This window comes from Streptomyces sp. NPDC008086 (genome assembly GCF_042957325.1).
In the GTDB taxonomy this organism is placed as follows: Bacteria; Actinomycetota; Actinomycetes; order Streptomycetales; family Streptomycetaceae; genus Streptomyces.
Window position 1 is genome coordinate 40,149 of record NZ_JBIBIA010000018.1, and the last position, 22,933, is coordinate 63,081.

The window sequence follows — 22,933 nt, forward strand, 5'->3', positions numbered from 1 at the left end:
GCGTCTCGAAACTCACAGCTACTTGCCTATTGACTTCGAAACTTGAAGGCATAGTCTCTGCAACGTTGCTTTTACCTTCAGGTATCACTACTTGGAGCGGCTGACCCCCACCCGGCAGCGTTGCCGGTGGCCCGAGGAGTACACGTGACCAGCACAGCGCAGGCACCCACGTCAGGAGCCAGGACGGCTCACCCCGAACATCTCGGGCACGTCGTCTTCATCACCGCGGCGGCCGCCATGGGCGGCTTCCTGTTCGGTTACGACAGTTCCGTGATCAACGGAGCCAACGGCGGTATCCAGGCCCGGTTCGACCTCAGCTCCGGCGTCACCGGGACCGTCGCCGCCAGCGCCCTGCTCGGCAGTGCCGTGGGTGCCGCGATCGCCGGCCGCATAGCCGACCGCATCGGCCGGATCCGCGTCATGCAGATCGCGGCGGTGCTGTTCGCCGTGAGCGCCGTCGGTTCCGGCCTCCCGTTCGCCGCGTGGGACCTGGCCGCCTGGCGTGTCCTCGGCGGTATCGCCATCGGTATGGCCTCGGTGATCGGCCCGGCCTACATCGCCGAGGTCGCCCCGCCCGCGTACCGGGGCAGGCTCGCCTCGTTCCAGCAGGCCGCCATCGTCATCGGCATCGCCGTCTCCCAGCTCGTCAACTGGGCCATCCTCAACATGGCCGACGGTGAGGAGCGCGGGACGGTCGCGGGCCTGGAGGCCTGGCAGTGGATGCTCGGCGTGATGCTCGTGCCCGCCGTGATCTACGGCCTGCTGTCCTTCGCCATCCCCGAGTCCCCGCGCTATCTGATCAGCGTCGGCCGCGTCGAGGACGCCAAGAAGGTGCTCGGCGACGTCGAGGGCGGCGTGGACCTGGACGCCCGGGTCGCCGAGATCGACCAGGCCATGCGCAGCGACCACAAGTCCACGTTCAAGGACCTGCTGGGCGGCCGCTTCGGGCTCCTGCCGATCGTCTGGATCGGTATCGGCCTCTCCGTCTTCCAGCAGCTGGTCGGCATCAACGTCATCTTCTACTACTCGAACCTGCTGTGGCAGTCCGTCGGCGTCGACCCGTCGAGCTCGTTCTTCTACTCGTTCGAGACCTCGATCATCAACATCATCGGCACCGTGATCGCGATGATCTTCGTCGACCGCATCGGCCGCAAGCCGCTCGCCCTCATCGGCTCCGTCGGCATGGGCCTCTCGCTCGCGGCGGCCGCCTGGGCCTTCTCCTTCCAGAACGGCAACGCCCCGCTGCCGACCGCGCAGGGTTATGTGGCGCTGATCGCCGCCAACGCCTTCGTCCTCTTCTTCGCCATGTCCTGGGGCGTGGTCGTCTGGGTCATGCTCGGCGAGGTCTTCCCGAACAAGATCCGCGCCGCCGCGCTGGGTGTCGCCGCCTCGGCCCAGTGGATCGCCAACTGGGCGATCACGATCACCTTCCCGGACCTGTCGGACTGGAACCTGTCGCTCACCTACGTCATGTACGCGGTGTTCGCCTTCGTCTCCATCCCCTTCATCCTCAAGTTCGTGCCCGAGACCAAGGGCAAGAAGCTGGAGGAGATGGGCTGACCGGCCCCCGAACTCGGGGGGAAGGGCCAAGTCCCCGCTGCCCCTCCTCCCGTATCCCCGCCGCCGCCCCCGGTCCGGCCACTGCCCGGACCGGGGGCGGCGGTGCTTCGTACGGGTCACCGGACGAACACTTCCGCTGAGCGGCTCATCCGCCCAACGCCGGCAGCACCTCCTCCGCGAACAGCCGCAGGCTCCGCCACCCCTCCTCCACCGGCATCCCGCCCGACAGGGGGTGCAGCACGTAGTTGTCGAACCCCAGCGCCACACACTCCTGCGGCGTGACGATCCGGTACACGCCCTCGGCGCGCAGCTCCTCCACCGTCGTGGCCGCCGACTTCACCGCCGAGCGGACGTCGCCGGACTGCCAGGAGGCGTACGTCCGTGCCTCGTGCAGGAAGTGCCCGCCGTACCGAGCCCACGCCCGGTCGGGATCCTCGGCGACGTGCAGCAGCGGGGTCTCCGCGGCCGGCATCATCGTCCAGCCCTCGGTGCCGTACTCGACGAGCCGCTCCTTGTAGTACGCCTCCAGCTCCGGCAGATGCGCGCTGGGGAAGAACGGCAGGCCCAGCCGGGCGGCCCGGCGGGCGGCGGCCTTCGACGAGCCGCCGACCAGCAGCAGCGGGTGCGGATCGGTGTACGGGCGCGGAGTGACCCGTACCGTACGGCCCCGGTACTCGAACTCCTCGCCGGTCCACGCCTTCAGCAGCGTCTCCAGCAGCTCGTCCTGGAGTCTGCCGCGCCGCTTCCACTCCACGTCGAACTGGGCGTACTCCTCGGGCCGGTACCCGATCCCGGCGACCGTCACCAGACGGCCGCCGCTCAGCAGATCCAGTACGGCGATCTCCTCGGCGAGCCGCAGCGGGTCGTGCAGCGGGCCGATGATCGCCGAGACGGTGACCGCGAGGCGCCTGGTCGCGCCGAAGACGGCGGCGGCGAAGGCGAACGGCGTCGGCAGCCAGTTGTTCTCGGCGCCGTGGTGCTCCTCGGTCTGCACGGTGGTGACGCCGTGCTCGTCGGCGTACGCGGCCATCTCCAGGGCCGCCCGGTAGCGGGCGGCGAGTGAGGCGGGGGTCGCGGCGGGCTCGACGAGGTTGAAACGGACGACCGTGACGGGCATGGGGGTCCCCCTTCACCGGGCGGGTGTGAAGGCGGACGTTAGCTGACGGTGTGTCAGACATCCAGAGGGGTGTCGCCGGGCTCCATGGCCGATACTGGACGGGTTATGGACATCGTCATCCTTGCTGTAGTCATCGCCGTGGTCGTGCTCGGCGCGCTCGGCGGGCTCATCGTCGGCAGCCGTCGCAAGAAGCAGCTGCCCCCGCCGCCGCCCGCCGCCCCCGACATCACCGCCCCACCGGCCGAGCCGCACGTCGGCGACGAGGCCGAGACACCGCGCGACGAAGAGCGCCGGACCATAGAGGAGGTGGACCTTCCCGACGGCTCGACCGGGGTCGCCGTCGAGGAACCGCCCGTCGTCGAAGAGCTCCCGCCGACCGAGATCGAGGTTCCGGAGCCCACCGCCGGCCGCCTGATCCGGCTGCGCGCCCGGCTCTCCCGCTCGCAGAACGCCCTCGGCAAGGGGCTGCTCACGCTCCTGTCGCGCGAGCACCTCGACGACGACACCTGGGAGGAGATCGAGGACACGCTGCTCACCGCCGACGTCGGTGTGGCCCCCACCCAGGAGCTCGTCGACGGCCTGCGCGAGCGCGTCAAGGTGCTCGGCACCCGCACCCCCGCCGAGCTGCGCGGCCTGCTGCGCGAGGAGCTGCTCAAGCTGGTCGGCACCGACCTCGACCGCACGGTCAGGACCGAGCCGGAGGCCAGCAAGCCCGGCATCGTGATGGTCGTCGGCGTCAACGGCACCGGTAAGACCACCACCACCGGCAAGCTCGCCCGTGTCCTCGTGGCCGACGGTCGCAGCGTCGTCCTCGGCGCCGCCGACACCTTCCGTGCCGCCGCCGCCGACCAGCTCCAGACCTGGGGCGAGCGCGTCGGTGCCTACACCGTGCGCGGTCCGGAGGGCGGCGACCCCGCCTCCGTCGCCTTCGACGCGGTGAAGGAGGGCAAGGAGATGGGCTCCGACGTCGTCCTCATCGACACCGCCGGGCGCCTGCACACCAAGACCGGCCTCATGGACGAGCTCGGCAAGGTCAAGCGGGTCGTCGAGAAGCACGCGCCGCTGGACGAGGTGCTGCTGGTGCTGGACGCGACGACCGGACAGAACGGCCTGGTCCAAGCCCGTGTCTTCGCCGAGGTCGTCGACATCACCGGCATCGTCCTCACCAAGCTCGACGGCACGGCCAAGGGCGGCATCGTGATCGCGGTCCAGCGCGAGCTGGGCGTCCCGGTGAAGCTGATCGGGCTGGGCGAGGGCGCCGACGACCTGGCGCCGTTCGAGCCGGAGGCGTTCGTTGACGCCCTTATCGGGGAGTGAGCCCCTTTGTGCGCCTGAACCCGCGCCGCTCTCGCAGACCTGGTTGCTCGCCGTCGTGGTTCCTCAACTGATGGTTGCGGTGCGCGGGTGGTGAACAAGCGAGAAGGGTCCCGCCGCATCGTGCAGATGCGATGGGACCCTTCGCTGTTGCAGCCCGTCAGGCTAGGCCCGCGACCGATGCGCCACGTAAGCCAGCGTCCCCAGCAACAGTCGCGCGGCCGGTGGCTTCGTCGTCGTGTCCAGTGCCGGTGGCCGCAGCCACCGCACCGGACCCAGGCCGCCCCGGTCGGAGGGCGGGGCCGTGATGGACGTGCCGGGGCCGAGGCCGCGCAGGTCGAGGTGGGTGGGGTCGTCCCAGCCCAGGCGGTAGAGGAGCTCGGGGAGCTCGGCGGCGGCGCCCGGGGCGACGAAGAAGTGGGCGCGGCCCTCGGGCGTGGCGGTGACCGGGCCGAGGGGGAGCCCCATGCGTTCGAGCCGGGCCAGCGCGCGGCGTCCGGCGGGCTCGGCCACCTCGATCACGTCGAACGCCTGCCCGACCGGCAGCATCACCGAAGCGCCCGGGAACTCCGACCACGCCTTGCTGACGTCGTCGAGCGTGGCCCCGGCCGGCACGTGGGGCGCGAAGTCGAGAGGGTGTGCGCCGGGCGCGCCGCAGTCGGAGCGGCCGCACGAGCAGGCGCCCGCCGCGGCCCGAGCGCCGGGCACCACGTCCCAGCCCCACAGCCCGGTGAACTCGGCGACAGCGGTGCACTCCGAGGAGCGGCCGCGTCGACGCGCGCCGGATCGGATCTCCCGGATGCCGCCGATCGTGAAGCCCATGCCCCCTCCAACGGGTCCAGCGCGCGGGTGGTTACGGCGCGGATGCGGAACGTGACCCTGCGTGTTCTCGGGTGGCCGGTTACCCTCTGACGCCGCTCGGCTCACGTGGCGCCCGGAAGCGTCCAGGGTTGCGGGCTCGGCGACACGCGCCTCCACGTGCTTCGCTCCGCCCACTTCCGGCCGTCCTATGTCAAGTGAATCGCGTGGAGGTGGCCGTTAGTTCATTCGAAGGGGTGGCGAATGGTGGCGATTCCGGGATCGCCATGGCTGGAGGCGTGATCGTAGGATTACCGTGTGTGCACGAACCCTCGGGGCAATGCGCTCGTGGGTATGCCGGGGGCAAGTCGACTTTCCGTTCGAAGGGTGACAAGTGCCGGACGGTCGACCGTATTTACCGGCATTCTGATAGGGCTTGGCGCACTCGGTGACAAGTGGTCCAAGGGATGGGGGCGTTCCAGTGAGCGGCAACAGCGGAAGCGGTACGAATGCTGGTGGCGCATCGCACGCTGACAAGCGCCCGAACGAGCTGCTCATGTCCTGGTTCGTGCGCAGCGGCTGGTCGAAGGGCGAGCTCGCCCGCCAAGTCAACCGCCGTGCACGCCAATTGGGCGCCAACCACATCTCGACCGACACCTCCCGGGTACGCCGCTGGCTCGACGGTGAGAACCCGCGCGAGCCGATCCCGCGGATCCTGTCCGAGCTGTTCTCCGAGCGGTTCGGCTGCGTCGTCTCCGTCGAGGACCTCGGGCTGCGCGCCGCCCGGCAGTCACCCTCCGTGTCCGGTATCGACCTGCCCTGGACGGGCCCGCAGGCGGTGGCCCTGCTCAGCGAGTTCTCGCGCAGCGACCTGATGCTGGCGCGGCGCGGCTTCCTCGGGAGTTCGCTGGCCCTGTCCGCGGGCCCGGCCCTCATCGAGCCGATGCAGCGCTGGCTGGTCCCCGCGCCGCCCGCCCCGTACCAGGAGCCCCGCCCCGTCCCGTCCTCACGCGCGCGCGGCCGGCTGTCCAAGCCCGAGCTGGACCTGCTGGAGTCCACCACCGTGATGTTCCGGCAGTGGGACGCGCAGTGCGGCGGGGGCCTGCGCCGCAAGGCCGTCGTGGGCCAGCTGCACGAGGTGACCGACCTGCTCCAGGAGCCCCATCCCGAGGCCACCACCAGGAAGCTGTTCAAGGTCGCCGCCGAGCTGGCGGAGCTGGCCGGCTGGATGTCGTACGACGTGGGGCTCCAGCCCACCGCCCAGAAGTACTTCGTCCTCGCGCTGCACGCCGCCAAGGAGGCGGGTGACCGGCCGCTCGGCTCGTACGTCCTGTCCAGCATGAGCCGCCAGATGATCCACCTCGGCCGGCCCGACGACGCGCTGGAGTTGATCCACCTCGCGCAGTACGGCAGCCGGGACTGCGCCAGCCCGCGCACCCAGTCGATGCTGTATGCGATGGAGGCCCGCGCCTACGCCAACATGGGCCAGCCCGGCAAGTGCAAGCGGGCCGTCCGGATGGCCGAGGACACCTTCGCCGAGGCCGCGGACTGGGACGAGCCGGACCCCGACTGGATCCGCTTCTTCTCCGAGGCCGAGCTCTACGGCGAGAACTCCCACTCCTACCGCGACCTCGCCTATGTCGCAGGCCGCAGCCCCACGTACGCCTCGCTCGCCGAGCCGCTGATGCAGCAGGCCGTCGACCTGTTCGCGAAGGACACCGAGCACCAGCGGTCGTACGCACTGAACCTCATCGGCATGGCCACGGTGCACCTGCTCCGCCAGGAGCCCGAGCAGAGCGCGGTGTACGCCGAGCAGGCCATGCGCATCGCCAAGAAGGTGCGCTCCGAGCGTGTCAACACTCGTATTCGAAAGACGGTCGACACTGCGGCACGAGACTTCGGGGAACTCGCCGAGGTCGTGGACCTGACGGACAAGCTCGCGGTCGAGCTGCCGGAGACCGCGGAGGCCGTCTGAGCCTCGCGTGCCCGCGCGGGACAACCCCTGAACCCCGGCCGCGGCCGACCTTCCCGAACTGCCCGACTCGGCTCCCCCATGCCAGGTCATCGGAAGGCCGACCGCGGCCGGATCTCTTTCCTTCAATGAAGGTTGCGCCACGATAACGATCGACGTGGCCGACATCCGGCAGTTCATCAACGCGTAACACACGAGGTGCCTTCGTCACGGCGGCGAAACAACGAGGGGCTTTCACCGAAACGGCGCTGCGTCAATCTCTTGGCGCATAACCGGCCCACCCCTCAATCCGCTCAGGCTTCGCCCGCACGGGGCCGTACCAATGACGAGGAGACGCCGATGGCACCAGCCATCATGATGGCGGCAGACAAGGTAGAGCTGTCGCCCGCCAACACAGGCTTCATGCTCATCTGTTCCGCCCTGGTGATGCTCATGACCCCGGGACTGGCCTTCTTCTACGGAGGCATGGTCCGCGTCAAGAGCACCCTGAACATGCTGATGATGAGTTTCATCAGCCTGGGGATCGTCACCATCCTGTGGGTGCTGTACGGCTTCTCCCTCGCCTTCGGTACCGACTCCGGCAGTCTCATCGGCTGGAACTCCGACTGGATCGGCCTCAGCAACGTCGACAAGGGCGAGCTGTGGAGCTCGGCGGGCACGACGTACAACATCCCGCTGCTGGTCTTCTTCGTCTTCCAGCTGATGTTCGCGATCATCACGCCCGCCCTGATCAGCGGCGCACTCGCGGACCGCGTGAAGTTCTCGGCCTGGGCGCTGTTCATCGCGCTGTGGGCCACGGTCGTGTACTTCCCGGTCGCCCACTGGGTCTGGGGCGACGGCGGCTGGGCCTTCGACATGGGTGTGATCGACTTCGCCGGGGGTACGGCGGTCCACATCAACGCGGGTGCCGCGGCGCTCGGCGTGATCCTGGTCATCGGCAAGCGCGTCGGCTTCAAGAAGGACCCGATGCGTCCGCACAGCCTTCCGCTGGTCATGCTCGGCGCCGGTCTGCTGTGGTTCGGCTGGTTCGGCTTCAACGCCGGCTCGTGGCTCGGCAACGACGACGGCGTCGGCTCCCTGATGTTCGTCAACACGCAGGTCGCCACCGCCGCCGCCATGCTGGCCTGGCTCATCTACGAGAAGATCCGCCACGGCGCGTTCACCACGCTCGGCGCCGCTTCCGGTGCGGTCGCGGGTCTGGTCGCGATCACCCCGGCCGGTGGTTCGGTCACCCCGATCGGTGCCATCGCCGTCGGCGCCATCGCCGGTCTCCTGTGCGCCATGGCCGTCGGCCTGAAGTACAAGTTCGGCTACGACGACTCGCTCGACGTCGTCGGTGTCCACCTGGTCGGCGGTGTCGTCGGCTCGATCCTGATCGGCTTCTTCGCCAGCGGCAAGGGCCAGTCCGAGGCCACGGGCGTCTTCTACGGCGACCACAGCTTCGACCAGCTGTGGAAGCAGCTCGCGGGTGTCGGCGGTGTCCTCGCCTACTCGCTGGTCGTCTCCGCGCTCCTCGCCCTCGTCCTCGACAAGACGATCGGGATGCGGGTCACCGAGGACGAGGAGGTCGCTGGCATCGACCAGGCCGAGCACGCCGAGACCGCATACGACTTCAGCGGCGCAGGCGGCGGTGCCGCCCGCAGCGCCGCCCCGGCCCCGGTCGCCGCGGCCGCGAGCAAGAAGGTGGACGCATGAAGCTCATCACCGCAGTCGTCAAGCCCCACCGGCTCGACGAGATCAAGGAAGCCCTCCAGGCCTTCGGCGTCCACGGCCTGACGGTCACCGAGGCCAGCGGCTACGGTCGTCAGCGGGGCCACACCGAGGTCTACCGCGGTGCCGAGTACACCGTCGACCTGGTCCCGAAGATCCGCATCGAGGTCCTGGCCGAGGACGACGACGCCGAGCAGCTGATCGACGTCATCGTCAAGGCCGCCCGCACCGGCAAGATCGGTGACGGCAAGGTCTGGTCCCTGCCGGTCGAGACGGCCGTACGGGTCCGCACCGGCGAGCGCGGGCCCGACGCGCTCTGAGGCAGGGAAACAGAACAGGAGTCGCTGGGTGACGAGCACGGACGTTTCCAAGGATGCAGAGGACTCGGGACCCAGCGGCTATGCGGCGGCCCGGCTGCGTCTCCTCACCGAGGAGGCGCGGTCCGGGCCGCCGCGCCGTTCCGCCCTCGCCGAACTGACCGACGAGTGGCTGACCGGCCTGTTCGCCGCCGGCGCCCAGGGGCTGCGCGGGGTCTCCCTCGTCGCGGTCGGCGGCTACGGCCGGGGCGAACTGTCCCCGCGCAGCGACCTGGACCTGCTCCTGCTGCACGACAGCGGTGACCCCGGCGCGGTCGCCGCCCTGGCCGACCGCATCTGGTACCCGGTCTGGGACCTCGGCCTCGCCCTCGACCACTCCGTGCGCACGCCCGCCGAGGCCCGCAAGACGGCCGGCGAGGACCTCAAGGTCCAGCTCGGCCTGCTGGACGCCCGGCACATCGCGGGCGACCTGGGGCTCACCGCCGGACTGCGTACGGCGGTGCTGGCCGACTGGCGCAACCAGGCGCCCAAGCGGCTGCCCGAACTCCAGGAGCTGTCCGCCGAACGCGCCGAGCGCCAGGGCGAGCTGCAGTACCTCCTGGAACCCGACCTGAAGGAGGCGCGCGGCGGTCTGCGCGACGCCACCATCCTGCGCGCCGTCGCCGCCTCCTGGCTGGCCGACGCCCCGCGCGAGGGCCTCGACGACGCCCGGCGCCGACTGCTCGACGTGCGCGACGCCCTGCACCTGACCACCGGGCGCGCGACCGACCGGCTCTCGCTGCAGGAGCAGGACCAGGTCGCCGCCGAGCTCGGCCTGCTCGACGCGGACACGCTGCTGCGCCAGGTGTACGAGGCGGCGCGGGTCATCTCGTACGCCAGCGATGTCACCTGGCGTGAAGTGGGGCGCGTGCTGCGCTCGCGCGCCGTGCGGCCGAGGCTGCGCGCCATGCTGGGCGGCGGGAAGCCCACGGCGGAGAGGTCGCCCCTCGCCGAGGGCGTGGTCGAGCAGGACGGCGAGGTGGTGCTCGCCCGTGCCGCGCGCCCCGAACGCGACCCCGTGCTCCCCCTGCGTGCCGCGGCCGCCGCAGCGCAGGCCGGACTCCCGCTCTCCCTGCACGCCGTACGGCGCATGGCGGCCACCGTGCGCCCGCTGCCCACGCCCTGGCCCGCCGAGGCACGCGAGCAGCTCGTGACCCTGCTCGGCTCCGGCCGCCCCACGGTCGAGGTGTGGGAGGCGCTGGAGGCCGAGGGCCTGATCACCCGGCTCCTCCCCGACTGGGAGCGGGTCCGCTGCCGCCCGCAGCGCAACGCCGTGCACATCTGGACCGTCGACCGGCATCTGATCGAGACGGCCGTGCGGGCCTCCGAGTTCACCCGCCGCGTCCACCGCCCCGACCTCCTCCTGGTCGCCGCGCTGCTGCACGACATCGGCAAGGGCTGGCCCGGCGACCACTCGGTGGCCGGCGAGATCATCGCCAAGGACGTCGCCGCGCGGATCGGCTTCGACCGCGACGACGTGGCCGTGCTCTCCACCCTCGTACGCCATCACCTGCTGCTCGTCGACACGGCCACCCGGCGCGACCTGGAGGACCCGGCCACCGTGCGCTCGGTCGCCGAGGCGGTCGGCTCGCAGGGCACGCTGGAGCTGCTGCACGCCCTGACCGAGGCCGACGCCCTGGCCACCGGCCCGGCGGCCTGGTCGTCCTGGCGCGGCTCCCTCGTCGCCGACCTGGTGAAACGGGTCGCCGCCGTGCTCGCCGGGGACGACCTGGACGAGCCCGAGGCCGCCGCGCCCACCGCCGAGCAGGAGCGGCTCGCCATCGAGGCCATGGCGACCGGCAGCCCGGTGCTGTCCCTGCGCGCGCAGACCGAGCCACCGACGGAGGAGCCCTCCGGCGATCCCGCGCCGCTCGGCGTGGAGCTCCTCATCGCCGTACCGGACCAGCCGGGCGTGCTGCCCGCGGTGGCCGGTGTCCTCGCGATGCACCGCCTCACCGTGCGCACGGCCGAGCTGCGCGCCCTGGACCTGCCGGACGGCGTCGAGGGCTCCGTCCTGCTGCTGAACTGGCGGGTCGCCGCCGAGTACGGCTCCCTGCCGCAGGCCACCCGGCTCCGTGCCGACCTCGTGCGCGCCCTGGACGGCACCCTGGACATCGCGGGCCGCCTCGCCGAGCGGGACGCGGCCTATCCGCGCCGCCGGGGGGTCGTGCCCCCGCCGCCGAGGGTGTCGGTCCATCCGGCCGCGTCCCGGCTGGCCACGGTGATCGAGGTGCGTGCCCAGGACGCCCCGGGGCTGCTGTTCCGGATCGGCCGGGCGCTGGAGGACGCGGCGGTACGGATGCGCAGTGCGCATGTCAGCACGCTGGGTGCCAACGCCGTCGACGCGTTCTATGTCACAGGGCCCGAGGGAGCGCCGCTGCCCAGCGAGGAGGCGGCCGCCGTGGCACGCAAGGTGGAGGAGACGCTGCGGGGCTGAGACCCTGTGCCAAGGCTCTGAACCGAGGGATCCCGGCAACCCGCGTGGCCGGGATACCCTGGAGGGCGATTCCCAGCTGCCACCGACCCCGAGGACCGCGAGCGCCGTGTTCGATACTCTCTCCGATCGCCTCTCAGCGACTTTCAAGAACCTGCGCGGCAAGGGACGGCTCTCCGAGGCGGACATCGACGCCACCGCGCGCGAGATCCGCATCGCACTCCTCGAAGCGGACGTGGCGCTGCCTGTCGTCCGGACGTTCATCAAGAACGTCAAGGAGCGTGCCCTCGGCGTAGAGGTCTCCAAGGCGCTGAACCCGGCCCAGCAGGTCCTGAAGATCGTCAACGACGAGCTCGTCACGATCCTCGGCGGCGAGACCCGGCGACTGCGCTTCGCCAAGCAGCCGCCGACCGTGATCATGCTGGCGGGTCTGCAGGGTGCCGGTAAGACGACCCTCGCGGGCAAGCTCGGCCGCTGGCTGAAGGAGCAGGGCCACTCGCCGTTGCTGGTCGCCGCCGACCTCCAGCGCCCCAACGCCGTGAACCAGCTCAGCGTCGTCGCCGAGCGCGCGGGCGTCGCGGTCTACGCGCCCGAGCCGGGCAACGGCGTCGGTGACCCGGTCAAGGTCGCCAAGGACTCCATCGAGCACGCCAGGGCCAAGGTCCACGACATCGTGATCGTGGACACCGCCGGCCGCCTGGGCATCGACCAGGAGATGATGCAGCAGGCCGCGGACATCCGGGACGCGGTCTCGCCGGACGAGATCCTCTTCGTCGTCGACGCGATGATCGGTCAGGACGCGGTCAACACCGCGGAGGCCTTCCGCGACGGCGTCGGCTTCGACGGCGTGGTGCTCTCCAAGCTCGACGGTGACGCCCGCGGTGGCGCGGCCCTGTCGATCCGGCAGATCACCGGCAAGCCGATCATGTTCGCGTCGAACGGCGAGAAGCTCGACGACTTCGACGCCTTCCACCCGGACCGGATGGCCTCCCGCATCCTCGACATGGGTGACCTGCTCACCCTGATCGAGCAGGCGGAGAAGACCTTCGACCAGGCCGAGGCCGAGAAGATGGCCTCCAAGCTGGCGTCGAAGAAGGGCCAGGACTTCACCCTGGACGACTTCCTGTCCCAGATGGAGCAGGTCAGGAAGATGGGCAGCATCAGCAAGCTGCTCGGCATGCTCCCGGGCATGGGCCAGATCAAGGACCAGATCAACAACCTCGACGAGCGCGACGTCGACCGCACGGCCGCCATCATCAAGTCGATGACCCCGGCCGAGCGCCAGGAGCCGACGATCATCAACGGCTCGCGGCGCGCCCGTATCGCTCGCGGTTCCGGTGTCGAGGTCAGCGCCGTCAAGAACCTCGTGGAGCGGTTCTTCGAGGCCCGCAAGATGATGTCCCGCATGGCCCAGGGCGGCGGCATGCCCGGGATGCCGGGGATGCCGGGCATGGGTGGCGGTCCCGGCCGTACGAAGAAGCAGCCGAAGAAGGCCAAGGGCAAGCAGCGCTCCGGCAACCCGATGAAGCGCAAGCAGCAGGAGCAGGAGGAGGCCGCCCGCAGGGCCGCCGCCGCTCAGGCCGGGGGCGCGCTCGGGCTGCCGGGCCAGCAGGCCGGGCAGGACTTCGAGCTGCCGGACGAGTTCAAGAAGTTCATGGGCTGACCCGAGGGCTCAGGGACTCAGGGTCCGAGAGCGCAAGGCCTGACAGCCCATCGCGTACGTCATCGAGGGCGCCCCTCCGCAAGGGGCGCCCTCAGCGCATGCCGGGGCCCGGCATCTGCCGTAACGTCCAGATATGAGCAATGCCGCGCCACCACGCAAGGCCCCTGACCAGCCGTGGCGCACCGAGGGCACACCGGACGAGCCGCCCGGCCGACCCCGTGGCCGACGGATGCGCGGTCGCTGGTGGAGCCTGCTCCTCACCGCGGTGATCGTGTTCCTGCTCGCCTATGTCGGGCTGACGTACCTCGACCAGGGCAACGAGCCGACGATCTCCTACACGGAGTTCAGCAGACAGGTCGACGCCGGCAATGTCGACAAGATCTACTCCAAGGGCGACGCGATCCAGGGCGAGCTCAAGAAGGCCCGGGACAACCCTGACGGCGACGGCGACTACACCCGGTTCAAGACCCAGCGGCCGGCCTTCGCGGACGACGACCTCTGGCGGCAACTGGACCGCCACGACGTGACCGTGACCGCCCAGCCCGTCGTACGGGAGCGCGGCGTCCTGTCCAACCTGCTGTTCTCCCTGATCCCGATCGTGCTCCTGCTCGCCGTCTGGATCTTCGTGGCCCGGCGGATGAGCTCCGGGCTCGGCGGCGCGGGCGGCATGCTCGGCCGCAAGGCCCCGCCCAAGCCGGTCGAGCTCCAGCCCGGCAAGGAACGCACGACGTTCGCCGACGTGGCCGGCATCGACGAGGTGAAGGGCGAGCTGGACGACGTCGTCGACTTCCTGGAGAACCCCGACGCCTACCGCAGGATGGGCGCCAAGATGCCGCGCGGCGTGCTGCTCGCCGGTTCGCCCGGCACCGGCAAGACCCTGCTGGCACGCGCGGTCGCGGGCGAGGCTGACGTGCCGTTCTTCTCGGCCTCCGCCTCCGAGTTCATCGAGATGATCGTCGGCGTCGGCGCGTCCCGCGTCCGCGAACTGTTCGCCGAGGCACGCAAAGTGGCACCCTCGATCATCTTCATCGACGAGATCGACACCATCGGACGGGCGCGCGGCGGCGGCGCCTCGGTCAGCGGCCACGACGAGCGCGAGCAGACGCTCAACCAGATCCTCACCGAGATGGACGGCTTCTCCGGCTCCGAGGGCGTGATCGTCATCGCCGCCACCAACCGCGCCGACATCCTGGACCCGGCCCTGACCCGCCCCGGCCGCTTCGACCGGGTCGTCAACGTCTCCCCGCCGGACCGCGGCGGCCGCGAGGCCATCCTGCGCATCCACACCCGCGCGATCCCGCTCGCCGAGGACGTGGACCTCACCCAGGTGGCCCGCACAACCCCGGGCATGACAGGTGCGGATCTGGCCAATCTCGCCAACGAGGCCGCCCTGCTCGCGGTCAAGCGCAAGCAGGACCGGGTGACCAGCGCGGACCTGTCCGAGGCGCTGGAGAAGGTGCAGCTCGGCGCCGAGCGCACCCTGGTCATGCCCGAGGAGGACCGCCGGCGCACCGCGTACCACGAGAGTGGACACGCCCTCCTCGGCATGCTCCAGCCGGGCGCCGACCCCGTCCGCAAGATCACCATCGTGCCGCGCGGCCGCGCCCTCGGTGTGACCATGTCGACCCCCGAGGTCGAGCGGTACGCGCACTCCGAGGGCTATCTGCGCGGCCGCATCATCGGCGCCCTCGGCGGCATGGCCGCGGAACAGGTGGTCTACGGCGTCGTCACCACGGGCGCCGAGAACGACCTCGAACAGGTCAGCAACATCGCCCGCGCCATGGTCGCCCGCTGGGGCATGAGCGAACGCGTGGGCAGGCTGTCCGCCCTGCCGAGCGACACCCAGCAGGCGTACGGGCTCGCGGCCGCCCCGCAGACCCTCGACGTGATCGACACCGAGATGCGCCGGATCACCGACGAGTGCTACGAGGAGGCCTGCCGCAAACTCCAGGACCACCGGGGGCAGTTGAACGCGCTGGCCGAGGCGCTGCTGGAGAACGAGACGCTGGAGGAGGCGGACGCGTACCGGATCGCGGGGATCACGAGGCTGACGAAGGACACCCCCTAGACCCCGGGCTCTACGGCACCCGGGCGATCAGGTACCGGAACACGTTCGGCATCCAGACCGTCCCGTCCGGCCGCAGGTGCGGATGCAGCGCCTCCGCCACCTCCTTGTCGACCTGGGCCTGGTCGGTCGCCGTGATCGCCGCGTCGAACAACCCCGTCGACAGCAGCCCCCGTACGGCGCTGTCCACGTCCGCGTACCCGAACGGACAGGCCACCCGCCCCGAGCCGTCCGGCCTGAGCCCCGCGCGCTGGGCGACCTCCTCCAGGTCGTCGCGCAGGGCGGGACGCCAACTGCCCGTACCGCGCAGGGGATCGGCCAGCTTGGTGGCGACCCGCAGCACGGACGAGGTGGCGCAGCGCTCCGGCGGCCCCCAGCCGGCCAGCACCACGGGCGCCCCCCGCTCGGCGAGAGGCGTCGCGGCCGCGAGGACCTCGCCGAGCCCCTCCGAGTCACCGGCGAGGCACCCGATGGGCTCGAACGCGGTCACCAGCGTGTACGCGGGTGCCTGCGGGTCGGCCGCGTCGCCGGGCGGGCCGTCGAGGAGCCGCGTGTCGGCACGCGCGCGTGTGTCCCCGCCCTCGGGCAGCAGCCGCCGCCGGGCCAGGGCCAGTCGTTCGGGGGCGGAGGACTCGACTCCGGTGACGGCCGCGCCTCTGGACGCCGCCATCAGCAGGGCGAGCCCGCTGCCGCAGCCGAGCCCCAGCAGCCGGGTGGCCGGGCCGACTTCCACTCGCTCGTAGACGGCTTCGTAGAGCGGAACCAGCATCCGCTCCTGGATCTCGGACCAGTCACGCGCGCGTGCACACAGGTCCACACGGGCTGCAGCGCCCGCGTGAGGCAGGTGCTGCCGCACGAGCGTAGGTGTCATCTAAAGCGCCCCAATCCGCAGAGAGTTGCCTCTGGCTCCGATTCCGTGGCCCCCGTGACATGCGCTCACATCCCCACGTATGCCAGGAAACTCCGCACCCGACGTCGCGTCCAGGGGTCGCGGAGCCCTGCTTGAGGCTTCCCTGTGTACGTGGCCAAAATTCACATTCCGGCAACGTGGGCCCGTACCATCGCGCCATGGCGAAGGCACCCGTACCGATGCCGCGGACGGAGGACTTCCCGCGCTGGTACCAGGATCTGATCGCCAAGGCGGACCTGGCCGACAACGGCCCGGTGCGCGGCGAAGAAGGCGAGGTCCGGCCGGCCGAGCACGCGGCGACCGTACGCTGTCTGGTCGCCGAGGGACGGGGCGGTGCCGGACGCCGACGACGCGCCCGGTAACGTCGCCGTCGTGGCACGCGCTTACCGAGATGACGCCCGTGGGGAGCGAGAGCGGCCGAATCGCCTCTTGTGCATACGCGAGCCACAACCACACCGGCGCATGGACGGGGCGTACGCGCCGGGGCGTACGTCAGACTACGCACCACCTTGGTATGAGCTGTGAGGCTTCTCCGCAGATCGGCGCACCCGCCCTCGTCGTGGCGCATCATTCGCAACTGACGGGTACGTGCAAATTATTTGGGATGCCCCGGAATCGGAACACAGCGGCACTCCGGCTCGTTGTCATTACGTGAGCACGACACAGACACCACCTGTTCTCGCCGCAGAGCTGGCGCAGGCGTGGGCCGACATTCAGCGGTACCACCCCGAGCTGCCGGATCTCGCCGCGCCAGAGTCACTGATCGGGGAGTCGTCGTCCGCCTGCGGTCACGAGCTCTCCTTCGAGCGACTGCTTCACGAGGCAGTCCATGGCGTCGCCGCCGCGCGCGGCGTCCGCGACACCTCCCGGGCCGGCCGCTACCACAACCGCAGATTCCTCGCCATCGCCGAGGAGCTGGGCCTGGACCATCCCGAGGAACCGCACCCGAGCAGCGGTTTCTCCCTGGTCACGCTCAACCCCGAGGCCAAGCGCCGCTACCGCCCGACCATCGAACGCCTCCAGCGCGCCCTGAAGGCGCACACCGCGGCGACCTCCTCCGACACCAGCAGGACCTTCCGGGGCCCGGCCGCCCGCCACGGCTCCTCCGGCGGCGGCGTCCGCGTCAAGGCGGTCTGCGACTGCGGCCGCAACGTCCGGGTCGTCCCGTCGGTGCTGGCGCAGGCGCCGATCGTGTGCGGCGGCTGCGGGAAGCCCTTCCGGATTCCCGAGGTGGTCGGAGCGGCGTAACGACGCCTCGTCGAGCACCGGCATCTCGTGGCTGCCGGTCGAGACGTTGGCGCGCCGGGCGCATCGCATGACGGTCGGCGTGGCGCGCCGGCGGGCATGCGAGGCGCCCGGGTCCGCTGTGGCCCACTCAGCCTGCGGGCAGTCGTGCCGCTGGGGCGGCTCCCGATCCACAGAGGGCGGCACCCGGTCAGCGCCGGGTGCCGCGGCCGACCTTCGACGGCACCCTGGGCGCCGGGTGCCTCCCAAGCGTGCCCGCACAGCCTCGCCGCCCCCGCCGCCGGAGGTGACCCGCAGCGTGTGGCACAATGGCTAGCTGTACTCGACAGTCGCACAGGACCCCTCTCTCCTCCGGCTGACGCGTCCATCGGGCACTCGGGTACCGCAACCCCACGCGGCATTCTCGCCGTGCCCAACCACGTCAAATCCAGGAGAACCCACTCCCGTGGCAGTCAAGATCAAGCTGAAGCGTCTGGGCAAGATCCGTTCGCCTCACTACCGCATCGTCGTCGCCGACTCCCGTACCCGTCGTGACGGTCGTGCGATCGAGGAGATCGGCAAGTACCACCCGACGTACAACCCGTCGGTCATCGAGGTCGACGCGGACCGTGTCGCGTACTGGCTGGGTGTCGGCGCGCAGCCGACCGAGCCCGTGCTCGCCATCCTGAAGAAGACCGGCGACTGGCAGAAGTTCAAGGGCGAGCCCGCCCCGGCGCCGCTGCTCGTCGCCGAGCCGAAGAAGGCTCGCCCGTCGTTCGAGGCCCTCGGTGGCGACGACGAGGGCAAGGGTGAGGCGATCACCCAGAAGAAGAAGGCTGACAAGAAGGACGAGGCCGCGGCCGAGTCCGAGTCGACCGAGGCCTGAGCATGCTCGAGGAGGCTCTCGAGCACCTCGTGAAGGGCATCGTCGACAACCCGGACGATGTGCAGGTCGCCTCGCGCAACCTGCGCCGCGGACGCGTGCTCGAGGTCCGGGTCCACCCCGACGACCTCGGCAAGGTGATCGGCCGCAACGGCCGCACCGCACGCGCTCTGCGCACCGTCGTGGGCGCCATCGGCGGCCGCGGTGTCCGTGTCGACCTCGTCGACGTGGACCACGTCCGCTGACGCCGAAAGCAGCACCGGCTCGGGCCGGGGAGGGCCACTGGGCCGTCCCCGGCCCGTAGTCGTACGACAGGAGATCTGAACTCGTGCAGCTGGTAGTCGCACGGATCGGCCGCGCCCACGGCATCAAGGGCGAGGTCACCGTCGAGGTGCGTACCGACGAGCCCGAACTGCGGCTCGCCCCCGGCGCCGTCCTGGCCACCGAGCCGGCCGCCACCGGGCCGCTCACCATCGAGACCGGCCGGGTCCACAGCGGTCGGCTCCTCCTGCGCTTCGAGGGGGTCCGGGACCGCACCGCCGCCGAGGCGCTGCGCAACACCCTCCTCATCGCCGAGATCGACCCGGACGAGCTGCCCGAGGAGGAGGACGAGTACTACGACCACCAGCTCATGGACCTCGACGTGGTCACCGCGGACGGGGTCGACGTCGGTCGTATCACCGAAATCTCGCACCTGCCCTCCCAGGACCTCTTCATCGTCGAGCGGCCCGACGGGAGCGAGGTGATGATCCCGTTCGTCTCGGAGATCGTCACCGAGATCGACCTGGAGGAGCAGCGCGCCGTCATCACGCCGCCGCCGGGCCTGATCGACGACCGTGCCGAGATCGCCTCGACGCGCGACGCGGAGGCCGAGAGCTGATGCGGCTCGACGTCGTCACGATCTTCCCCGAGTACCTGGAGCCCCTGAACGTCTCCCTCGTCGGCAAGGCACGCGCGCGTGGACAGCTGAACGTCCATGTGCACGACCTGCGCGGCTGGACGTACGACCGCCACAACACGGTCGACGACACGCCGTACGGCGGCGGACCCGGCATGGTCATGAAGACCGACCCCTGGGGCGATGCGCTGGACTACGTGCTGGCCGACGGCTACGAGACGGGCTCCGGCGCGCCCGCCCTGATCGTGCCGACGCCCAGCGGGCGCCCCTTCACCCAGGAACTCGCCGTCGAGCTCTCCGAACAGCCCTGGCTGATCTTCACGCCGGCCCGCTACGAGGGCATCGACCGCCGTGTCATCGACGAGTACGCCACCCGGATGCCGGTCCACGAGGTGTCCATCGGCGACTACGTCCTCGCCGGCGGCGAGGCGGCGGTACTGGTCATCACGGAGGCCGTGGCCCGCCTGCTGCCCGGCGTCCTCGGGAACGCCGAGTCCCACCGGGACGACTCCTTCGCGCCCGGCGCGATGGCCAACCTCCTGGAGGGCCCCGTCTACACCAAGCCGCCCGAGTGGCGCGGCCGGGACATCCCTGACGTGCTGCTCAGCGGCCATCACGGCAAGATCGCCCGCTGGCGCAGGGATGAGGCGCTACGGCGGACCACGGTCAACCGGCCCGACCTGATCGAGCGCTGCGACCCCAAGGCCTTCGACAAGAAGGACCGCGAGATGCTCTCCATCCTGGGCTGGATGCCCGACCCGGAGGGGGAGCGCTTCGGCCGATTTTGGCGCAGGACAGAGGGCGTGGAAGAATAGACCGCTGTTGTGCGTCGTCCGGCGTGCGCCCCTGCCACAGGGGGACACGACGCCCGCCCCGACACGGACAGCATCCTTCGAAACACCTAGCTCCCGCCTATGACCTGTGGCATGGGCGAAGAAAGCAGACGAAATGTCTCACCTGCTCGACACCGTCGACGCCGCGTCGCTGCGCAGCGACGTCCCGGCCTTCCGCCCGGGCGACACCGTCAACGTCCACGTCCGCGTCATCGAGGGCAACCGCTCCCGTGTGCAGCAGTTCAAGGGCGTTGTGATCCGCCGCCAGGGCGCCGGTGTCCGCGAGACCTTCACGGTCCGCAAGGTCTCGTTCTCCGTCGGCGTCGAGCGCACCTTCCCGGTGCACACCCCGATCGTCGAGAAGATCGAGCTCGTCACCCGTGGTGACGTGCGTCGCGCCAAGCTGTACTACCTGCGTGACCTGCGCGGCAAGGCGGCGAAGATCAAGGAGAAGCGCGAGAACTGAGCGCTTTCGGGGGCTCGCCCCCGCGGGGTCCGAAGCGGGGCCGGATAACATCTGGCCCCGATGGACACCGAAGCACAGCCGACGGAGCGCGACCGCTCCTCCCGCCCTTCCGACTCCGAGGACATCTCGGACGCAGAGGGACGGGAGGGACGGTCGCGTTTCGCGTTGGTGTCGCGGATCACCGAGTGGCTCCCGGGCGGGCGGATCAGCCTGACCCTGCTGGTCTTCCTGGTCCTTCTGCTGCTGTTCAACACGTTCGTGCTCCGGCCGTTCGAGATTCCCAGCGGATCCATGGAGTCCGGATTGAGGATCGGCGACCGCGTTCTCGTAAATAAGTTGGCGTACCGTTTCGGTGCCGAACCGCGCCGCGGCGATGTTGTCGTGTTCGATGGAACTGGGTATTTCGGGGATGCCGACTACATCAAACGCGTTGTGGGTGTGGGGGGAGACCACGTGGTCTGCTGCGACAAGGAGGGGAGGATCCAGGTGAACGGCCGGTCGGTCGACGAGTCGACGTTTCTGTTCCCCGGAGACAGCCCGTCCACCGTGCGCTTCGACGTCGTCGTGCCCGACGGCAGGCTGTTCGTCCTCGGCGACCACCGCAGCGCGTCCAGCGACTCCCGTGACCGTCTGGGCTCGCCCGGCGGCGGGATGGTCCCGGTCGACGACGTCATCGGCCGCGCCGACTGGATCGTCTGGCCGGCCGCCCACTGGACCCGACTGCACCGTCCGGACGCCTACGCGCGCGTGCCCGCAGCCGCAGCGGAGGGCACGCATGGGTAATCGTGGCAAGCCGCGTGGCGTACCCAGCAGTGCCGCCGACAATCTGCTGCCGACCGGTTCCCGGCGTGCCGCCAGCCCCGCGGGCGGTCGAACGCGCGCGGAGCGCCGCAAGCTCCAGCGCAAGGTCAAGCGGCGCCGCAGGCGCTCCGCGATGAAGGAGATACCCCTCCTCGTCGGTGTCGCCGTCCTCATAGCGCTCGTCCTGAAGACCTTCCTCGTCCAGGCCTTCGTGATCCCGTCCGGGTCCATGGAGCAGACGATCCAGATCGGCGACCGCGTCCTGGTCGACAAGCTCACCCCCTGGTTCGGCTCCAAGCCGCAGCGCGGGGACGTAGTCGTCTTCAAGGACCCAGGCGGCTGGCTCCAGGACGAGCAGACGACGGTGAAGAAGGAGGATCCCGTCGTCATCAAGCAGGTCAAGGAGGCGCTCACCTTCATCGGCCTGCTGCCGTCCGACGACGAGAAGGACCTCATCAAGCGTGTCGTCGGCGTCGGCGGCGACCGCGTCAAGTGCTGTGACACCCAAGGGCGGGTCACCGTCAACGGCATTCCCCTGAACGAGGACTATCTCTACCCCGGCAACGCCCCCTCCAACGCGCAGTTCGACATCACCGTCCCGCGGGGCCGGCTGTGGGTGATGGGCGACCACCGGGCCAACTCCGCGGACTCCCGGGCCCATCAGGACCAGGACTACGGCGGCACCGTCTCCGAGGACGAGGTGGTCGGCCGCGCCATGTGGATCGCCTGGCCCTTCGGGCACTGGACCACCCTGGACGAGCCGAATACCTACGCTTCCGTGTCCGACTCGGCCACCGGGTCGACCGCCTCCGACCCGCTGTCGCATAGGGTTGCCTCCGACGATTCGAACGGAACGATCCAACTCCCGACCCCTGCGGAACTCCCGCTCGTTATGGGAGTGGTGGGCCTGCGCCGCGTATGGGGCAGGCAGCGGCACAGAGTAAGGAGTTGGCGTGGGGGATGTGGCGGTTGGCGCACGGTCCGGGCACGACGGCGAGGAGCACCGCGGACGTCCCGTGGGCGCCGCCGACCCGGCCGCGGACGGCGCCGTGACCTCCGGGAATGACTCCGGAGGGGACGGCGACGCAGGAGGGTCGGGCGGGGAGCCCCCGACCGGCGGTGAGGGGTCGGGAGCGGTCCCCAAGCCCAAGAAGCAGCGTTCCTTCTGGAAGGAGCTGCCCATTCTGATCGGCATCGCGCTCGTCCTCGCGCTGCTGATCAAGACGTTCCTGGTGCAGGCGTTCTCGATCCCGTCCGACTCGATGCAGAACACCCTCCAGCAGGGTGACCGCGTCCTGGTGGACAAGCTCACCCCCTGGTTCGGCTCGGAGCCCGAGCGCGGCGAGGTCGTCGTCTTCCACGACCCCGACAACTGGCTGGCCGGCGAGCCCACTCCCGACCCGAACGCACTGCAGACCTTCCTCAGCTGGATCGGCCTGATGCCGTCGGCGGAGGAGAAGGACCTCATCAAGCGCGTCATCGGCGTCGGCGGCGACACGATCGAGTGCGCGGGCACCGGCCCGCTGAAGGTCAACGGCAAGGCGCTGAGCGAGGCGTCCTACGTCTACCCGGGCAACACCCCGTGCAGCCAGGACGACCAGGGCGGCCAGTTCAAGGTGAAGGTGCCCGAGGGCTTCATCTGGGTCATGGGCGACCACCGGCAGAACTCCCGCGACTCCCGCTACAACCAGTCCGACAAGAACCACGGCATGGTCCCCGTCGACGAGGTCGTCGGCCGCGCCATCGTGATCGCCTGGCCGGTCAACCGCTGGGACAACCTGCCGGTTCCGGACACCTTCGAGCAGAACCTGAGCGCCCGGTCCGCCGCCCTGACGGTCGCGCCGCAGGGGCTCGCCCTGGTCGGCGCGGTGCCGCTGGTGCTGTGGCGTCGGCGCCGGATCAAGGCGGCCGAAACCCGCTGACGGGCCG

General features: G+C 70.4%; 21 protein-coding genes. 18 read left to right on the forward strand and 3 right to left on the reverse strand.

Annotated features, from left to right (window positions below; all coding sequences use genetic code 11):
* Positions 1-144 precede the first annotated feature (144 nt).
* Entirely contained in the window at positions 145-1,560 is a 1,416-nt protein-coding gene (locus tag ACFZBP_RS40200; protein ID WP_383454144.1) for a sugar porter family MFS transporter, read from the forward strand.
* A 145-nt stretch (positions 1,561-1,705) separates the two neighbouring features.
* On the opposite strand, the gene ACFZBP_RS40205 is transcribed toward ACFZBP_RS40200, so the two are convergent.
* The gene (locus tag ACFZBP_RS40205; RefSeq protein WP_391420889.1) at positions 1,706-2,677 is read right to left on the reverse strand and encodes an LLM class flavin-dependent oxidoreductase; all 972 of its coding nucleotides are present in this window, start codon (positions 2,675-2,677) and stop codon (positions 1,706-1,708) included.
* 105 nt (positions 2,678-2,782) lie between these two features.
* Here ACFZBP_RS40205 and ftsY point away from each other — a divergent pair, with 105 nt between their 5' ends.
* Complete coding sequence (gene ftsY / locus ACFZBP_RS40210) at positions 2,783-3,994, forward strand: signal recognition particle-docking protein FtsY (protein WP_383454136.1); 1,212 nt, start codon at positions 2,783-2,785, stop codon at positions 3,992-3,994.
* A 162-nt stretch (positions 3,995-4,156) separates the two neighbouring features.
* Here ftsY and ACFZBP_RS40215 read toward each other — a convergent pair whose 3' ends face one another.
* The gene (locus ACFZBP_RS40215; protein WP_391420890.1) at positions 4,157-4,813 is read right to left on the reverse strand and encodes a bifunctional DNA primase/polymerase; all 657 of its coding nucleotides are present in this window, start codon (positions 4,811-4,813) and stop codon (positions 4,157-4,159) included.
* 457 nt (positions 4,814-5,270) lie between these two features.
* Between ACFZBP_RS40215 and ACFZBP_RS40220 the strand changes: the two genes are divergently transcribed.
* The 6 genes from ACFZBP_RS40220 (at position 5,271) to ftsH (ending at position 14,992) form a co-directional block, all read left to right on the forward strand.
* Positions 5,271-6,764 (forward strand): hypothetical protein, encoded by a 1,494-nt coding sequence (locus ACFZBP_RS40220; protein ID WP_391420891.1) that lies wholly within the window; start codon positions 5,271-5,273, stop codon positions 6,762-6,764.
* Between the two features lie 336 nt (positions 6,765-7,100).
* The gene (locus ACFZBP_RS40225) at positions 7,101-8,456 is read left to right on the forward strand and encodes an ammonium transporter (protein ID WP_383454125.1); all 1,356 of its coding nucleotides are present in this window, start codon (positions 7,101-7,103) and stop codon (positions 8,454-8,456) included.
* The gene (locus ACFZBP_RS40230) at positions 8,453-8,791 is read left to right on the forward strand and encodes a P-II family nitrogen regulator (RefSeq protein WP_003997576.1); all 339 of its coding nucleotides are present in this window, start codon (positions 8,453-8,455) and stop codon (positions 8,789-8,791) included. The genes ACFZBP_RS40225 and ACFZBP_RS40230 overlap by 4 nt, the downstream gene beginning before the upstream one ends.
* A 28-nt stretch (positions 8,792-8,819) precedes the next feature.
* On the forward strand, positions 8,820-11,264 hold the full coding sequence (locus ACFZBP_RS40235) for a [protein-PII] uridylyltransferase (RefSeq protein ID WP_383454123.1): 2,445 nt from the start codon (positions 8,820-8,822) through the stop codon (positions 11,262-11,264).
* A gap of 106 nt (positions 11,265-11,370) precedes the next feature.
* Positions 11,371-12,924, forward strand: a complete 1,554-nt coding sequence (gene ffh, locus ACFZBP_RS40240; protein ID WP_383454120.1) for a signal recognition particle protein — start codon at positions 11,371-11,373, stop codon at positions 12,922-12,924.
* A 133-nt stretch (positions 12,925-13,057) separates the two neighbouring features.
* On the forward strand, positions 13,058-14,992 hold the full coding sequence (ftsH, locus tag ACFZBP_RS40245) for an ATP-dependent zinc metalloprotease FtsH (protein ID WP_391420892.1): 1,935 nt from the start codon (positions 13,058-13,060) through the stop codon (positions 14,990-14,992).
* Positions 14,993-15,002: 10 nt separating this feature from the next.
* Here ftsH and ACFZBP_RS40250 read toward each other — a convergent pair whose 3' ends face one another.
* A complete protein-coding gene (locus tag ACFZBP_RS40250; protein ID WP_391420893.1) occupies positions 15,003-15,860 on the reverse strand; it encodes an SAM-dependent methyltransferase in 858 nt (285 codons plus the stop codon).
* Between the two features lie 197 nt (positions 15,861-16,057).
* Here ACFZBP_RS40250 and ACFZBP_RS40255 point away from each other — a divergent pair, with 197 nt between their 5' ends.
* The 10 genes from ACFZBP_RS40255 to lepB (ACFZBP_RS40300) all read left to right on the forward strand — a co-directional run bounded on the left by ACFZBP_RS40255 (position 16,058) and on the right by lepB (ACFZBP_RS40300) (position 22,926).
* Positions 16,058-16,261 carry a hypothetical protein gene (locus ACFZBP_RS40255; RefSeq protein WP_391420936.1) on the forward strand — a complete coding sequence of 68 codons (204 nt, stop codon included), beginning with the start codon at positions 16,058-16,060 and terminating at the stop codon, positions 16,259-16,261.
* 289 nt (positions 16,262-16,550) lie between these two features.
* The gene (locus ACFZBP_RS40260; RefSeq protein ID WP_383454111.1) at positions 16,551-17,147 is read left to right on the forward strand and encodes a hypothetical protein; all 597 of its coding nucleotides are present in this window, start codon (positions 16,551-16,553) and stop codon (positions 17,145-17,147) included.
* 442 nt (positions 17,148-17,589) lie between these two features.
* The gene (gene rpsP, locus ACFZBP_RS40265; RefSeq protein ID WP_062709179.1) at positions 17,590-18,009 is read left to right on the forward strand and encodes a 30S ribosomal protein S16; all 420 of its coding nucleotides are present in this window, start codon (positions 17,590-17,592) and stop codon (positions 18,007-18,009) included.
* A gap of 2 nt (positions 18,010-18,011) precedes the next feature.
* Complete coding sequence (locus ACFZBP_RS40270) at positions 18,012-18,251, forward strand: RNA-binding protein (RefSeq protein WP_003973401.1); 240 nt, start codon at positions 18,012-18,014, stop codon at positions 18,249-18,251.
* A gap of 83 nt (positions 18,252-18,334) precedes the next feature.
* Positions 18,335-18,886: a ribosome maturation factor RimM gene (gene rimM / locus ACFZBP_RS40275; RefSeq protein WP_391420894.1), complete on the forward strand. Its 552-nt coding sequence runs from the start codon at positions 18,335-18,337 to the stop codon at positions 18,884-18,886.
* On the forward strand, positions 18,886-19,719 hold the full coding sequence (gene trmD / locus ACFZBP_RS40280; RefSeq protein WP_391420895.1) for a tRNA (guanosine(37)-N1)-methyltransferase TrmD: 834 nt from the start codon (positions 18,886-18,888) through the stop codon (positions 19,717-19,719). The genes rimM and trmD overlap by 1 nt, the downstream gene beginning before the upstream one ends.
* A gap of 133 nt (positions 19,720-19,852) precedes the next feature.
* Positions 19,853-20,203, forward strand: coding sequence for a 50S ribosomal protein L19 (rplS, locus tag ACFZBP_RS40285; RefSeq protein WP_370265078.1), 351 nt, complete (start codon positions 19,853-19,855; stop codon positions 20,201-20,203).
* 60 nt (positions 20,204-20,263) lie between these two features.
* The gene (gene lepB, locus ACFZBP_RS40290) at positions 20,264-20,986 is read left to right on the forward strand and encodes a signal peptidase I (RefSeq protein WP_383454102.1); all 723 of its coding nucleotides are present in this window, start codon (positions 20,264-20,266) and stop codon (positions 20,984-20,986) included.
* Complete coding sequence (gene lepB / locus ACFZBP_RS40295; protein ID WP_383454099.1) at positions 20,979-22,070, forward strand: signal peptidase I; 1,092 nt, start codon at positions 20,979-20,981, stop codon at positions 22,068-22,070. Before lepB (ACFZBP_RS40290) ends, lepB (ACFZBP_RS40295) begins: the two co-directional genes overlap by 8 nt.
* Complete coding sequence (gene lepB, locus ACFZBP_RS40300; protein ID WP_391420896.1) at positions 21,958-22,926, forward strand: signal peptidase I; 969 nt, start codon at positions 21,958-21,960, stop codon at positions 22,924-22,926. Before lepB (ACFZBP_RS40295) ends, lepB (ACFZBP_RS40300) begins: the two co-directional genes overlap by 113 nt.
* Positions 22,927-22,933: the final 7 nt, after the last annotated feature.

What these genes read in the sequence shown, in the direction of transcription:
- ACFZBP_RS40205 (WP_391420889.1), bottom strand. Translation starts at nt 2,677, where the DNA reads ATGCCCGTCACGGTCGTCCGTTTCAACCTCGTCGAGCCCGCCGCGACC.
- ftsY (WP_383454136.1), top strand. Translation starts at nt 2,783, where the DNA reads ATGGACATCGTCATCCTTGCTGTAGTCATCGCCGTGGTCGTGCTCGGC.
- ACFZBP_RS40215 (WP_391420890.1), bottom strand. Translation starts at nt 4,813, where the DNA reads ATGGGCTTCACGATCGGCGGCATCCGGGAGATCCGATCCGGCGCGCGT.
- ACFZBP_RS40225 (WP_383454125.1), top strand. Translation starts at nt 7,101, where the DNA reads ATGGCACCAGCCATCATGATGGCGGCAGACAAGGTAGAGCTGTCGCCC.
- ACFZBP_RS40230 (WP_003997576.1), top strand. Translation starts at nt 8,453, where the DNA reads ATGAAGCTCATCACCGCAGTCGTCAAGCCCCACCGGCTCGACGAGATC.
- ftsH (WP_391420892.1), top strand. Translation starts at nt 13,058, where the DNA reads ATGAGCAATGCCGCGCCACCACGCAAGGCCCCTGACCAGCCGTGGCGC.
- ACFZBP_RS40250 (WP_391420893.1), bottom strand. Translation starts at nt 15,860, where the DNA reads ATGACACCTACGCTCGTGCGGCAGCACCTGCCTCACGCGGGCGCTGCA.
- ACFZBP_RS40255 (WP_391420936.1), top strand. Translation starts at nt 16,058, where the DNA reads ATGGCGAAGGCACCCGTACCGATGCCGCGGACGGAGGACTTCCCGCGC.
- ACFZBP_RS40270 (WP_003973401.1), top strand. Translation starts at nt 18,012, where the DNA reads ATGCTCGAGGAGGCTCTCGAGCACCTCGTGAAGGGCATCGTCGACAAC.
- trmD (WP_391420895.1), top strand. Translation starts at nt 18,886, where the DNA reads ATGCGGCTCGACGTCGTCACGATCTTCCCCGAGTACCTGGAGCCCCTG.
- rplS (WP_370265078.1), top strand. Translation starts at nt 19,853, where the DNA reads ATGTCTCACCTGCTCGACACCGTCGACGCCGCGTCGCTGCGCAGCGAC.
- lepB (WP_383454102.1), top strand. Translation starts at nt 20,264, where the DNA reads ATGGACACCGAAGCACAGCCGACGGAGCGCGACCGCTCCTCCCGCCCT.
- lepB (WP_383454099.1), top strand. Translation starts at nt 20,979, where the DNA reads ATGGGTAATCGTGGCAAGCCGCGTGGCGTACCCAGCAGTGCCGCCGAC.